Origin of the sequence: Dorea sp. YH-dor226 (assembly GCF_039832105.1) — a bacterium.
Lineage (GTDB): Bacteria > Bacillota > Clostridia > Lachnospirales > Lachnospiraceae > Dorea_A.
In genome coordinates this window covers 45,332-58,607 of sequence record NZ_JBDOHS010000010.1, presented here as the reverse complement: position 1 = coordinate 58,607, position 13,276 = coordinate 45,332, and the positions used below count along the sequence as shown (strand labels likewise).

Below are 13,276 nucleotides of genomic sequence, written 5' to 3'. Positions count from 1 at the left end.
TTATTTATTTTGATAAACGAACAACATCTGCTGTTCCTAAGAAGCAGTCTTCTGCCTCAATTACTACACTGCCATTCGGCATGATATCTTCTGCCGGATAGCTATATGTCAAGCCACCGTAATATACTCCATCGATAATACAGTGACATTCGACCGTTAATCCACTCAGAGTTTCCTCTGACTGATTCAAAAGTGTGACTGTTGTCTCATTTACCTCAACAACAACCTGATCCTTCATTAATGGAACTTCATCAAGATACTTTGCATCACATTCTATCGAAATACAGGTTGCATCACTTGAAAGCACCTGATTCTGATTGTCAAACACCCATACTTTTTGTTCAGACGGAACATCTGCAACAGACATATGCAGTTCTGTATCATCGCTCATATGTACTGTTATCTCCGCGGATTCCAGATATTTCCCTGATTGATTTACAATCTCTAAAGATGCAATATCATCCGCATATTCATTATCACAGTCCGGATTCTCTATGCTGGATTGAAATAATGAATTGACAAGCAACCTTTCTTCATCCAATGCATAAGGAAAACTAATCTCTATCTTCTTATTCTCCTTAGTTTCTTCTGCATCTGTTGTTTTTGTATCTTTTTTACCTGAACATGCTGTCACCATAAGGAGAACTGCAACCATCAGAAAAATTTGAATTATTTTTTGTTTTTTCATCACGCCTTGTCTCCATCCTGTTCTATCAATCCAGTATTAAAAAGTTTTATAAGGAAATTTCTCACATCTGTACGCGCTGTATCCCGATCAACTTCATACTCCTCGAGAATTGCATCCACTAATTCCTCTTCTGTATGTTCTTCCTGTAGTAGTCTCCATAAAAACACTCCACTTTCTGTCAGAGAAATCATCCCGTGAAGCTTTATCGCCATTTTACCAATCGGAATCAACACATAGTCTCCTGCGATTTCACGCAAAATCATTTCATTCGTAACTTTATATTTAGTACAAATATTTTTATTCAAAGGATTTTCACTATTTTCTATCTTTGCAAAAGGCTTTTGATATGTTTTCTTCAATTTCAGTACTCAACCTTCCTTCCAGAATCTTAACACCATATATAACAATTTAAAAAATAAATTTCGATTTATCGAACTCATGTACGTCCAAAAATCGCATAATTATGGAATCTTATCCATTATAACTCAGTTATATTTCAATTCCTCATCTTAAAGTATTAGTTTTTTTATATTTTTTCTCAACAATTATTTCCCTTATCATAACATGTCTGTTTGACCATTTCTACACCAAACGTTACACTTAATTCAAAAAGGGGTGTTTTTATGAAATCTGTCATCTGATGCAGCCGCATCTTTCTCCTGATCAGAATCGAATACTGGAAACCGTATTAAATCAGGTGTTTGACACCTGCAATCTTCCGGATTGTTCTATCGATACGCCCGCTGTTGATTCCAGACAGAACAAAAAACTGATTCAGCTTTTTATTGCCGCCAAAAAGATCGAGGGATGTTCTGACAACACGCTGGATTATTACTATAATACGCTTTCCCGCATGGACAAAACGCTCCAGAAAAACATCTGTGATATCCAGACCAATGATCTTCGCCTTTATCTGTCCAATTATCAGAATTCGAGGCATTCCAGTAAAATTACGCTTGATAACATCCGACGAATCATGTCTTCCTTTTTTGCCTGGTTGGAGGATGAAGATTATATTGTGAAAAGTCCGGTACGCCGCATCCACAAAGTAAAGACCACACAACAGGTCAAGGAAACTCTCTCAGACGAACAGCTGGAGCTTTTGCGCGATCAATGTTCGCACCCTCGCGATCTGGCAATCATTGACCTCCTGACATCTACCGGTATCCGAGTCGGAGAACTGGTGAAATTGAATCGCTCTGACATTAATTTTGTGGAACGCGAATGCATTGTTCTGGGAAACGGCGACAAAGAACGGCCTGTGTACTTTGATGCAAAAACGAAAATTCATTTGCAGCAATACCTTGCGACCCGAACAGATTCTGACCCCGCTCTATTCGTCAGCGTGCATGCTCCATGGAATCGTCTTACCATTGCCGGAGTTGAACGTTTCCTGAAGAATCTGGGGCAGAAATCGCAGGTGCGTCATGTCCACCCTCATAAATTCCGGCGTACCATGGCGACCATGGCAATTGAAAAAGGAATGCCGATCGAACAGGTGCAAAAACTTCTCGGTCACACTAAGATTGATACGACTCTCCATTATTATGGAAAGCAAGTACTTATGGAAAGCGATGTCCTTAAGTCTGCATAGTTAACGTTTTTTCTGTGGCTTTTCTTTACATAATAACCGATACTTTCTGATGTAACTGACAATACGTCATAATCAGAAAGGAGACGGTTTGTTATGCTAAGACAAATCAAAGTCGCGGATCTTTGCAATGAGCTGGAAGAAAAACTGGTTGATCTTCAGTATTCCGAAGACTCAATGCGGAGATATCGCAAGGTATTCCAGGAATTTAAGGAATACGCAGGTGATTGTGATTATTCACAGTCAAAAGGAACGGATTTCCTTCTTTGGAAATTCAAGCAGCTCGGGGGCTTCGTCACATCCGGAGAGCATTCCAAGAATGAAATGTATTACTTCCGTGCAATTCGCTCTCTTGCTGAATACTTCAACTTCGGCACACTTTTTCGGCGGCATGATTACCACGGCGAAATCGTTTGGCCGATTCCCTTTAAGGAGGTGACGGAAGGGTTTCTAAAGTATGAAGTGGAATACGGCTGCTCCCATTATCAGTACAGGCGTTGCCGGGATATTATCAAAGACCTGATACTGTTTTTGGATTCTGCGGGAATCCATGATCTCAATGGCATTACCCCCGCCTTGATGTCACGTTTTACTGAAACAATGGTTGGACTCGCTCCGGTAACGATTGCGGAAAGGTTGTCTGCTCTCCGGCAATACTTCAAGTATGCATTTTTACATGAGTATGTAAACAAACCGATAGAAGTGTTTTTGCCGCATCCACCGCAGAGGCTGCGCACAAAGCTGCCCACTGTGTGGAATGAGGAACAGATTGAGCGCCTGATCAACAGCGTTGACATCACCACGCCAATCGGGAAAAGGGATTACGCCATTATCCTTTTAGGGGCAAGGCTTGGGCTTCGAATCGGAGATATTCTTTCCCTCACGTTGAATGACATTGACTGGGATAAAAAGCTTATCACGATTATCCAGAGTAAAACCCGGGAGCCTCTTTCGCTTCCGCTTCCGGATGATGCCGGGTGGGCAATCATTGATTACCTGAAAAATGGAAGGCCGGTTACGGACTATCCAAATATTTTTGTAACGCACAATGCACCTTATAAGGGCAGCCCGTTTAAGAGCACACTCCGACACAACATCAACAAGGCTTTGAAAAGGGCTGGCATTCCTATCGATAAATCAAAGCATTATGGCTGGCATACCCTCCGCCATTCACTTGCAACAAACCTGCTTCAGAATGACGTGGAGACATCAACCATCTCAGATATACTGGGTCACTCGGATCCACAGGTAGCAAAACATTATCTCAGAGTAGATATAAATGGCCTGCGCAAGTGCGCCCTGGAAGTGGAGGTGAAGGATTATGTCAAAGAATAAGACATTTACCGGTCCTCTCGCCGAACATATACGGAACTTCCTTAATGAGAAGCGCACGCTCGGCTATAAATACGAAGAGCAGGAACGAGTTCTCTCCGTCCTTGACAGGATGAGTCAGCAGTTTGATTGTTCCAACGGGCTTCCTAAAGCTTTATGCCTTGCCTTTATCCAGTGGGATCCAAACTGGAAACAGAGGACGCAGGAACAGCGTGTTATCCTGATCCGTACTTTTGCCGAATATCTGATCAGACACGAAATCCCTGCGTACCTGGTTGACTTCTCTATCGTAACCAAAAGAAATGAGGATTTCAAGCCGTATATTTTTACCCACTCGCAGATAAGCGACATTTTTAATGCCGCAGATTCCATACATCCGCATTCATCCAACGCACACATTTTTTATCCTGCAATCCTGCGTGTACAGTACGGATGCGGCCTTCGTATTTCAGAAACTCTGGGACTACGAATGAAAGATGTCGATATGGATAAAAACATCCTCCATGTCATAAATGCGAAGAACAACAAGGACCGTGATATCCCGGTAAGCGGTTCTGTAATGGAGTACATCAAATGGTATGGACGGAAAGTACATCCTGTCTATGTGCCTGATGAGTATTTCTTTAAGAGCCGCCGCGGCACGGGGCATTATGAAAAAACTGCTGTAAACCACTACTTCCGGGATATACTCTTCGACTGCGGAATTATGCACGGAAACAAAAGTGATGGTGGACCGCATCTCCACAATCTTCGCCATACATTCTGTGTGCACAGTCTGGAAGCAATGCTGAGAAATGGCATACCGCATCAGGTTGCCCTGCCTTTATTGATGACCTACTTGGGGCATTCCTCCCTTTCCGCCACCGGGCGTTATCTGAAACTTACAGCCGAGTCGTTCCCGGACCTGGTCGATCAAATCAACCGGATTTACGCTGACATTATTCCGGATCTGGAGGTGAAAACAGAGTATGAAGACGACTGATTTTCCCCGATTGCTCAGTGACTTTTTACTGAAAGAACTGCCCGGTGTGCGCAATCAGAGCAGTAATACGATTGCTTCTTACAGAGACACTTACATACGGTTGCTGACATACTGCCGCGATATACTCTCGATAAAGCCTGAAAAGCTTCGTGTTAGCGATTTGACTGCTGAACGGATTACTGAGTATCTAAACTGGCTGGAACAGGAATGCAATAACAGTATAAGTACCCGAAATCAAAGGCTTGCTGCTATCCATTCATTATTCCGATATATTCAGATGCAGGCTCCGGAATATATGTTTCAGTGCCAGCAGATACTGGGCATTCCGTATAAAAAAGCTGAAAAGCATCAGGTAGGATACTTAAGTGAGGCTGAGACCAAAAGCCTGTTAGCCATGCCAGATGCAGAAACCAGGAAAGGGCGCCGTGACCAGGCCATGCTCACTCTCTTATATGATAGCGGTGCCCGTGTCCAAGAACTCGCTGATTTATGTGTTGGCGACCTGCGGTTGGATTGTCCCGCTCAGGTAAAGTTAACTGGTAAAGGAAGAAAAACCAGAAGTGTACCGCTGATGGATAAAACTGTAGTCCTTCTGAAGAATTATCTTTCAGAGCAGCGTTTAGACACTCCTTCGAGTTTTGAACATCCGTTGTTCTTTAATTCACAGGGTAAAAAGCTTTCACGTCAGGGTATCGCATATATTTTAAAGAAGTATGCAAATGAGTGTGGAATCGATAAGATTTCTCCACATGGAATGCGCCACACAAAAGCCATGCACCTAACAGAAGCAGACGTAAACCCGATTTTTATCAGGGACTTTCTTGGCCATACTGATTTAAAAGTAACTGAGATTTACTCGAAAACCAGCATCAAGATGAAGAAAGCGGCACTTGATAAGATGAAATCTGGAAAGGACATCATCCCTGAAAAGCCTCTAAAGGACTGGACAGAAGACAAGTCTCTTTTGGACTGGCTTAATGGTCTGAAGCATTAATTATGGAAAGTTGTTCTGGCGGATACCTCTGTAAATATGCAGAACCGTCAGTGCAACTTGTCATAAGCTTTTTCTTTCCATAATACTCATTATGACAAGCTTGTCATAACCATTATGCAATTGTAAATCAATCCAATGTAAAACTGGCACATAAACGCTATATCGGATAGGCACTGACTAGCCCAGCCTGGTACACCACATCCGAAAGCCGTACATTCTATACCACACTTTTATAAATAGCAACCAAAAAGGGCATAAAATCAGACAAAAAGATGCCATTGGATGACTCTGCGCTTTTTCACCCCTGACATCTTTCGTTTTCCTGATTCATTTATCCCGCTTTTCGCTCAAATAAATCGCAATTTATCTTATTCTTTCATTTCCCCTTACAAAGCAAACTCCTCAAATAACTTCTGCTGATATTCCATATCCACCGATGCACGTATAATATCATCAATACGCTTCTTCTCGGCCAGTATGCAATTCAACCTATTCACTCTCTTGCATCCGGCAATACTTCCCTGCTCTATTCCACGCTCTATTCCACGCTCTATGCCCTGTTCTATTCCACACTCTATTCCATCGTTATACAGATCTTCTAATGCCTTACACATATCCACCGTCTCCTTTCCTTCCTCTTTCTTTATCTTACTTTTCAATATCCTTTCGGAGTGCAGGAACTCCCGGATTGCCTGATAGGTCTCTTCATCCACATTCCGGAAGTATGACTCTTTTTCGCTTAAGTATTCAATTAATTTTTCTTTACTTTCTTTACATTGTATCATACCGAATATCTCTTGTAAATCTGTTTGAAAGCGTTCCAGATTTTTTATATTTCCTGCATCAATCAGGTTAATCCGGTAATTCTGCACATACTTTTTCAGGACGATATTTTCTTTTTCATCTTTGCTCCACTGCAGCATTCCGTACAGATCCGTACTTCCGTCCCAGGGCTTGTCAGCATAGTAAAATACCAATGTAATGACTGGCATCAATTTATCTCCCTTGCGAAATTTCGACAGGAATTCTGCCGAAGAGGGTTTTTCGACTTTCAGATCCTCTTTCTTCCCCTTCCATGAATTCTGAATCTGCTCGACATAGGACAGACTGTCATATAACATATTTCGGACAGACATAGCATAATGTACCTTTGCCTGATTCTCGCATGCCAGGAGAACCAACAGACATCCTCGTTTCCACTTCATTACAAGATCCCGGTACCTGTGTACTTCCTGTAGTTTTCCATTCTTATCTTCCAGCAGTGTATCCTTCTCTCCATCCGCCGGTTCCAATTCTTCCGGCTGGATCACCTGCTCCCCTTCAAATACCATTCCGTTAAACAAATCCGCAAACCGCTCCGGATTACCCATCCACTGCCTGACTGCAGCATTTCCCTTGCCCATGCTGTAACCTCCTTCTGTATTCTGTTTTTCATTTTTTCGCTTTATCAAACTTGAGTTAACTGGCGAAACTGCCATTGAATTTATGAATCGCTTCGACAGCGATTGTCCAGACATTTCAGAAATATCCGAATCGGACTTCATCTGGATCCAAGATGTGGATGTAGTATAGCATACCTCTTATATCAGATGCAATATCTTATTTTTCTTCATTTTGCACTTTCTTCTTCATTTTGCACTTTCTTGCAATGAACCAGTTGATATCAATTTACCTTTGCACCGGAAGGATCAATATAATTCTCCCGTATGCCCTTACATGCATACCTGTGGAAGACAGCCCTCTCTATGAAGCAGGATATAAACGGAAGTTTCTCATATCCTGTTTATAGGGGACACTTGAAAATCACGCGGTGGGCGTAGATGTAAAAAAGATGCTGTCATCCCCACTCTTTCTACTCATATGGAATATATTTGGGCGCAAATGCAAACCTTCCACTCTACCGCCCTCTTTTCAGGCAAAAATCATCCCATTTCAAGGATGAATTGTGAAAAAACGGGCGTGATGGACTACATATTTTCTATACGCCCTTCTCCCCTCTGGTTGCCTCGCTTCTTTCTATCCTTCTCCCCTCCGGTTGTCTCGCTTCTTTCCGTCCTAAAAAGTGTATCCCCGATGAACGCTAGCTTTTCTCTATCGTTCATCGAGGATTCCTTCTTCTTTTCCTCTCCGGATTGCCTGAACGCGATTGTTCACGCCCAGTTTTTTATACAAATTATAGATATGTGTTTTTACGGTCGGGAGTTTCAGGTTCAGCTCCTCGCAGATCTGTGTGTTGGTCAGCCCCCGGTTGATATCCTGCAGAATGATCGTTTCCATCATGGTCAGCTGTTCTTCCGGAGTCTCTTCTGCGCCGGAACTGTCCGAGCGCATGCGGCGCTTTGCGCATCGCAGGACAACCCCCATATAGTCCGCTTCCGGCATGCGAAGAACATTACCGTAATTGTACTTTTTCTTCCTGTGCCATCCTCCGGGCGCATTTTTGCTGAGCCAGTCAATATGGTCTTCCAGTACTGCTTTTCCTGTTCTGTCATACTCGGTATAAAATCCGACGTAGCGAGAAGTTCCATTTACCACAAAGGACTCAATCGTATCCTTCAGGGCCTGTCCTTTTCTCTTTTCTGCCCAGTGGATCACCGCCTGCTGAAACAGGGCTTCCGCCAGATGTTTATAACGTCTGTACAGCTGCAGATAAGGAACCAGATAATGCAGAATCTTTTCTGCGCGTTTATACTGGTTCAGCTGCAGACACCCCTTGGCCCGGCAGCACAGTATCGCATAACATTCCTCATCTGCCAGAATTTCCGCACTCTGTTCTGCACTGACCAGCCACTTTGCCAGACGTTCTCTCCGGTTGTCTGCCGGTGCATACAGACAGAGTACGGCATCTGTTATCCTTTTGCATACCGAGTGCTCCTCCTGCTGCAGGGACAACGCCAGGCTGTGAATGGAGCTGCTGTGCTCTTCTTCCGGCATCACCTGCTGCAGCCTGCAAAGCAGATACAGTCTTGCCAGACGCTGCTGCCAGATGATTGGCTTCCTTTCCGGCCTGTCCCCCGGATTATTTTCGCAATCTTCCAAAAGCAGTTTCCGGTCATCTAACGATATCACATCTTTCCGTTCTGTCTCCAGATAGTATTCCATCCTTGCAAGCCGGTAACTGAGCCTTGATTCCTTTCCAAGGTGTTCCCTCCACAGTCTGGCTTTCCTGTTTTCTTCTTTTTTTGCACAGGCAAATAATCCGGACAGATCACGCAGTCCGCAGAGGCAGGAATAGGAATATCCCTGTATATCATATAATTGTATCCGTTCTTTGTCTTTCGTGTATGTTTCCAGAAGCGCAAGCCAGCTGTCCAGATCCAGATCCGGCTGCCGATACGTCAGATTCAGATAGATCTCCCGTTTCCTGCTGTCATCTTCCGGCGCCGCATTCAGATTCTGAATCTCCGCCTTAAGTCCATCCATCTGCTGCCTTGTATAACGGTAGATTCCTCTCAGATAGCAGAGCTCCGGTTCATTTCCTTTCCAGTTCATAACTTCGGCATACGAGATTCCCAGTAACGGAACCTCTGAATAATGCCGGAGCATACAGCTTCGATAGGCTGCTTTCTCTTTCGACTTCTTCAGGCACTGGAGCGCTTCTTTGAGATTGCCGTGCTTTTCATACCAGCTTCCAAGCTGTTTCCAGAGATCAGGATCCGCATACCGGACATGATGTGCCTGCAATATCGGCATTTCCATCTTGTGATTCTCCTGCAATACCGATGCTTTTATCCTGTAATTCTCCTGCAATATGAGTGCTGCCTTCCACCGGTTCTTCTGCTTATCATGCACCAGCAGCCCCTTCCTTCCAAGTCTTTCCAGAATCCCAGATATCTTCCTTGCCTGCCACACTTCGCTGCACAGCTCCTCCGTGAACCAGGGACATAAGATCGCGCGCTGCATCATTTCCCGTTCTTCCGCAGACAATGGATCCAGAATCTGCCGCTTCACATAAGTCCGGATCTCATAGGATTCCATCCACGCTTCCACGGAACCGGATTGCTCCGCCCCTTCACCGACAGACAGACGAATCAGCATATCTGCACAGCCGGCCCAGCCTCCGGTTCTCTGATAAATGTCTTTCGGATTCAGACTGCTGTGATAGTATTGCACCAGATCACCGATCTCTTTCTCTGTAAACTGCAGGGTTTTCTGCGGAACGATCTGCATCTGTCTCTTCCACAGCAGATCCAGAAATTCCTCTTCCGGCCAGTCTCTGCCCGCAACGATCACTTTAGATTCCGGCGGCATGGTACGGATATAGTCCGCAATCTTCTCCACGCAGACTTTTGAAACAGAGGCATCCAGCCCGTCAATCATCAACCACTTTGCTCCGACGAAGGAATCCCATTCTCTTAGAATCCGGTCAAACCGCTTCATTGCGCTCACTTCATCCTGAAGATCCAGTGCCTGTATCTCCACTTCCGAATGCTTTCGCCTCAGCATTTTCATTGCACAGGTTTTTCCTGTGGCTGCCGCTCCCTCAATATAAATAGAAGGGAATAATGCTATTCCCTTCTCCAACACTTCTGTCTTATCGATATACAATAACTCTTTTCCTGCAGATATCTCTTTCTTATTCTTATTCCTGTTCTTCTCCATCTTCCGGATCCCCTGTTAATATACCTCCGGTTATCAATGTATCCAGAAATTCCCGGATATCTTCCCTTGCAACACTTTCTTCTACATCGTATTCTTCCAGAATGTTCTGTACAATCTGATCAAATGTAACTTCTTCCTGTAACATCTTCCAGATAGAAACACCCACTTCATTGACCGTGATCAGACCGTTAAATTCCAGTACCGTCTTACCGGTTGGTATAATTACGTAATCACCGGCAATTTCGCGAAGCACAAATTCTTTCTTTATCCTCATGTCTACTTCCCTCTATGCCATTCTTTGCATATCCCTCCTGCTCATATTATTATATCCTATGAAGTAGGCAATTTCAATCCTTACACATATGCAAGTAATGGCATTAAATTGCAGTTAGTGCATATTTATCAGTTCTGCAACTCGATCACGGCAATTTCCGGAATGTTATTGATTCGAGGCAACTTTTCGCTGTGGCTTCCAAGTCCACTGGTAGCGAATATCTGCATCTGATCTTTCTGATACATTCCATGGATATACTTTGGAAAATATCCCTGGTCTCCGCCAAAGACCCCGCCCAAAACCGGAAGTACCACCTGGCCCCCATGATTGTGTCCACTGATCACCAGATCTACCTTCCACACAGAAGACGCATCTCCAAAAATAAAACTGTCCGGCCGGTGGGAAAGCATCACGCACAGGTGATCCGTATCCTGATACGCTTCCAGAAACTCCCGGATCTCAGGATCGACTGCCTCTGCAGAATCATTTCCATCCAGGCCAAATGCATACGCATACAGACCTCCGATGCGGATCGTCTCACCATGGACCTGTACATCCACATACTCCTGATCCAGATATACAGCTCCGGCATCCTGAAGTTCCCCGATCAGTTCCTCATGCCCCGCCTGCATATACGTCTCCTCATGGTTTCCCTTCGCATAATAGACCGGGGCTATCTTCACAAGCTCACGCACCAGCGTTACCGGAACATGAGCATCTTCAGAATCTTCATTCAGCATATCTCCGTCCAGCAGGATCAGATCCGGCTGCTGCTCCTCCACTTTTGCAATCAGCCGCTTATTATCCTTCCCGAATTCATGGTCATGCAGATCTGATAACACCACAAGCTTCACTTTACCGGAGATTTTTTCCGTCTTCCAGGTATATGTGTTCACAGTGAGACAATTTGCAGACATATAGATACTGAGCATCAGGCCCAGTACCAGCACTCCTGCCACAATCAACAGCATCCTCCGTTTCCTGTGTTTCATGTCTTCTTCACTCCTCTAATACATTGTCTGAAGACCTGTCAGTGGCCAGATACGGCATACCAGCTTTCCTACAATCTGTTCTTCTGCCACACATCCTACCGCTTTACTTCTGGAATCCACAGAAACACTTCGGTGATCTCCCATGACAAAGATCCTGGACTCCGGAACCTGATAAGGAAGCTCCAGATCACATTCTCCAAAAGCCTTATCCTTCACATAAGGCTCATCCAGCTTTTCTCCGTTGACATATACCGTTCCGTCCTCATCCAGATCCACCCAGTCCCCGGAGCCTGCAATCACACGCTTAATCAGGATCTTATTATTATAATAAAATGCCACGATATCTCCGGTTTCATACGTTTTACTCTTGATGGATACCACGATATCCCCTTCCTCCAGAGTCGGAGTCATGGAACTGCCATAGATCTGAAGAACCGGAAGCCATAAGGTCGCCACAAGAACAGCCACGGCTGCCACCGTGATTAATATGTATATCGTGCTCCGAAATACTGTCCAGTATCGATTTTTATACTTTTCACGCTTTAATTCCGATTCCAGTTCTGCTACATTCGGAATCGGAGGAGTCTTTTTTTCCTTCATGATCATACACTTCTTTCCGAAAGAATCTCCATTCATTCTACCGTAAATCTGCCGTTTTTTCAATCACCGATATATTTTCTGTAGATACTCTGCACATCGTATTCCGGCGCAAATTCCCCGGTCGCTTCGTATATCTTTCGGATCACGTCCAGCGGCTCCTCCAGAAGTTCAGCCGTCTGCTCTGCGGTATCCCCTTTTCTTAATCTCCTGACCACAAGTTCAATTAACTTTAACAGCTCTCCCTTATCACAGCCTAGCCTCTCTCCTTCTTCAAAAGCTTCCTCCCTCTGCACTTCTATATCCATTTCGTAATCATATTCCGCCACCAGCATATTCACTACCTCGCTTCCTCTCTTTGTCAGATAGTCTGCAAGTATCCCCTGTCGAATGCATTCTTTGATTGCATGTTCGTATGCATCTTCGTCTCCCTCATCCTGATACTTCCGGATCGTATCAATAAACTGACCATACTCTTTCAGGATCTTTTCTTTTTCCATCGGTGCCTTTCCATTATAAAAAGTATAGAACTCCGGTTTGGGAAGCTTCACAATCTCCCTCTTATACCGCTTCTTTACCGGAACCAGCTGCTCATATGCCCTGCCGGTATACATCAGATTGCGAAGCGGCATATTTTTATTGATCGTCGACTGATGCTCTCCCAGAACCAGCACCTTTCCTCCCGCGCCGAAAGAAAAATCATTTTCAAAGTTCATATACAACACGTTATCCACCCGGATCTTCTGAATCTCTGTTCCTTCCGGCAACGGTTCCTCATGCAACGCATTGTACAACATACGATCATTGTCTTCTGCAGACTCATCTTCGTAAAACAAATCCACCAACACACTGTTTTTCACCTGTCGGTTCTCTTTCGCCATAGAATCTCCTTTCCGTTTCATACGGAACAGATTCCCTGCATATCGCTCGCGGAGCGTATACTTAACTTTAGTATAAGCGAAATATTTCTTTTCTTCAAGGCCGTCCGTGTAAAACTTCACTTTTAAATTATCCTGCATCACTTATCATGAATTTCCGAGAGATCATTCTCGCTGACAGCCGTCCGGCTGTTTTGAAATACTGGAACTGTCAGATACAATTCCGATAGATACAGATATGATTATCTGTAAGTGAAGTCATTTTAACACATGAGTAAAAAATATGCAACCCTTTTCTTTACACTACTTTCTTTTCATAATATATCCCAGAAACCGCTAAAAATAT

13 protein-coding genes are annotated in these 13,276 nt (G+C 44.1%); 4 read left to right on the top strand and 9 right to left on the bottom strand.

Annotated features, from left to right (window positions below; genetic code table 11):
* Positions 1–4: 4 nt before the first annotated feature.
* A complete protein-coding gene (locus ABE547_RS09970; protein ID WP_347378634.1) occupies positions 5–688 on the bottom strand; it encodes a hypothetical protein in 684 nt (227 codons plus the stop codon).
* Positions 688–1,047, bottom strand: coding sequence for a PqqD family protein (locus ABE547_RS09965; protein WP_347378633.1), 360 nt, complete (start codon positions 1,045–1,047; stop codon positions 688–690). Before ABE547_RS09965 ends, ABE547_RS09970 begins: the two co-directional genes overlap by 1 nt.
* Before the next feature lie 281 nt (positions 1,048–1,328).
* Between ABE547_RS09965 and xerA the strand changes: the two genes are divergently transcribed.
* From xerA to ABE547_RS09945, 4 genes are all read left to right on the top strand, one after another.
* Positions 1,329–2,282, top strand: coding sequence for a site-specific tyrosine recombinase/integron integrase (gene xerA, locus ABE547_RS09960; protein WP_347378632.1), 954 nt, complete (start codon positions 1,329–1,331; stop codon positions 2,280–2,282).
* Between the two features lie 93 nt (positions 2,283–2,375).
* A complete protein-coding gene (locus tag ABE547_RS09955) occupies positions 2,376–3,614 on the top strand; it encodes a site-specific integrase (RefSeq protein WP_287776843.1) in 1,239 nt (412 codons plus the stop codon).
* Positions 3,601–4,593, top strand: coding sequence for a tyrosine-type recombinase/integrase (locus ABE547_RS09950; protein WP_347378631.1), 993 nt, complete (start codon positions 3,601–3,603; stop codon positions 4,591–4,593). Before ABE547_RS09955 ends, ABE547_RS09950 begins: the two co-directional genes overlap by 14 nt.
* Entirely contained in the window at positions 4,580–5,587 is a 1,008-nt protein-coding gene (locus tag ABE547_RS09945) for a tyrosine-type recombinase/integrase (RefSeq protein ID WP_347378630.1), read from the top strand. The genes ABE547_RS09950 and ABE547_RS09945 overlap by 14 nt, the downstream gene beginning before the upstream one ends.
* 386 nt (positions 5,588–5,973) lie before the next feature.
* Here ABE547_RS09945 and ABE547_RS09940 read toward each other — a convergent pair whose 3' ends face one another.
* The 7 genes from ABE547_RS09940 to ABE547_RS09910 form a co-directional block, all read right to left on the bottom strand.
* Positions 5,974–6,990 carry a hypothetical protein gene (locus ABE547_RS09940; RefSeq protein WP_347378629.1) on the bottom strand — a complete coding sequence of 339 codons (1,017 nt, stop codon included), beginning with the start codon at positions 6,988–6,990 and terminating at the stop codon, positions 5,974–5,976.
* 564 nt (positions 6,991–7,554) lie between these two features.
* The gene (locus ABE547_RS09935; protein ID WP_347378628.1) at positions 7,555–7,689 is read right to left on the bottom strand and encodes a hypothetical protein; all 135 of its coding nucleotides are present in this window, start codon (positions 7,687–7,689) and stop codon (positions 7,555–7,557) included.
* Positions 7,679–10,189 carry a LuxR C-terminal-related transcriptional regulator gene (locus tag ABE547_RS09930; protein ID WP_347378627.1) on the bottom strand — a complete coding sequence of 837 codons (2,511 nt, stop codon included), beginning with the start codon at positions 10,187–10,189 and terminating at the stop codon, positions 7,679–7,681. The genes ABE547_RS09935 and ABE547_RS09930 overlap by 11 nt, the downstream gene beginning before the upstream one ends.
* Positions 10,170–10,463, bottom strand: coding sequence for a PqqD family protein (locus tag ABE547_RS09925; RefSeq protein ID WP_235250757.1), 294 nt, complete (start codon positions 10,461–10,463; stop codon positions 10,170–10,172). Before ABE547_RS09925 ends, ABE547_RS09930 begins: the two co-directional genes overlap by 20 nt.
* A 128-nt stretch (positions 10,464–10,591) precedes the next feature.
* Positions 10,592–11,455, bottom strand: a complete 864-nt coding sequence (locus tag ABE547_RS09920; protein ID WP_347378626.1) for a metallophosphoesterase — start codon at positions 11,453–11,455, stop codon at positions 10,592–10,594.
* A 15-nt stretch (positions 11,456–11,470) separates the two neighbouring features.
* On the bottom strand, positions 11,471–12,055 hold the full coding sequence (lepB, locus tag ABE547_RS09915) for a signal peptidase I (protein ID WP_347378625.1): 585 nt from the start codon (positions 12,053–12,055) through the stop codon (positions 11,471–11,473).
* 59 nt (positions 12,056–12,114) lie between these two features.
* Positions 12,115–12,954 carry a hypothetical protein gene (locus ABE547_RS09910; RefSeq protein ID WP_347378624.1) on the bottom strand — a complete coding sequence of 280 codons (840 nt, stop codon included), beginning with the start codon at positions 12,952–12,954 and terminating at the stop codon, positions 12,115–12,117.
* Between the last annotated feature and the right edge of the window lie 322 nt (positions 12,955–13,276).

Bases quoted from the DNA above. Each gene is read 5' to 3' on its own strand.
- ABE547_RS09935 (WP_347378628.1), bottom strand. From the start codon at position 7,689: ATGAACGATAGAGAAAAGCTAGCGTTCATCGGGGATACACTTTTTAGG.
- ABE547_RS09970 (WP_347378634.1), bottom strand. From the start codon at position 688: ATGAAAAAACAAAAAATAATTCAAATTTTTCTGATGGTTGCAGTTCTC.
- ABE547_RS09940 (WP_347378629.1), bottom strand. From the start codon at position 6,990: ATGGGCAAGGGAAATGCTGCAGTCAGGCAGTGGATGGGTAATCCGGAG.
- ABE547_RS09945 (WP_347378630.1), top strand. From the start codon at position 4,580: ATGAAGACGACTGATTTTCCCCGATTGCTCAGTGACTTTTTACTGAAA.
- ABE547_RS09950 (WP_347378631.1), top strand. From the start codon at position 3,601: ATGTCAAAGAATAAGACATTTACCGGTCCTCTCGCCGAACATATACGG.
- lepB (WP_347378625.1), bottom strand. From the start codon at position 12,055: ATGAAGGAAAAAAAGACTCCTCCGATTCCGAATGTAGCAGAACTGGAA.
- ABE547_RS09955 (WP_287776843.1), top strand. From the start codon at position 2,376: ATGCTAAGACAAATCAAAGTCGCGGATCTTTGCAATGAGCTGGAAGAA.
- ABE547_RS09930 (WP_347378627.1), bottom strand. From the start codon at position 10,189: ATGGAGAAGAACAGGAATAAGAATAAGAAAGAGATATCTGCAGGAAAA.
- ABE547_RS09920 (WP_347378626.1), bottom strand. From the start codon at position 11,455: ATGAAACACAGGAAACGGAGGATGCTGTTGATTGTGGCAGGAGTGCTG.
- xerA (WP_347378632.1), top strand. From the start codon at position 1,329: ATGCAGCCGCATCTTTCTCCTGATCAGAATCGAATACTGGAAACCGTA.
- ABE547_RS09910 (WP_347378624.1), bottom strand. From the start codon at position 12,954: ATGAAACGGAAAGGAGATTCTATGGCGAAAGAGAACCGACAGGTGAAA.
- ABE547_RS09925 (WP_235250757.1), bottom strand. From the start codon at position 10,463: ATGAGGATAAAGAAAGAATTTGTGCTTCGCGAAATTGCCGGTGATTAC.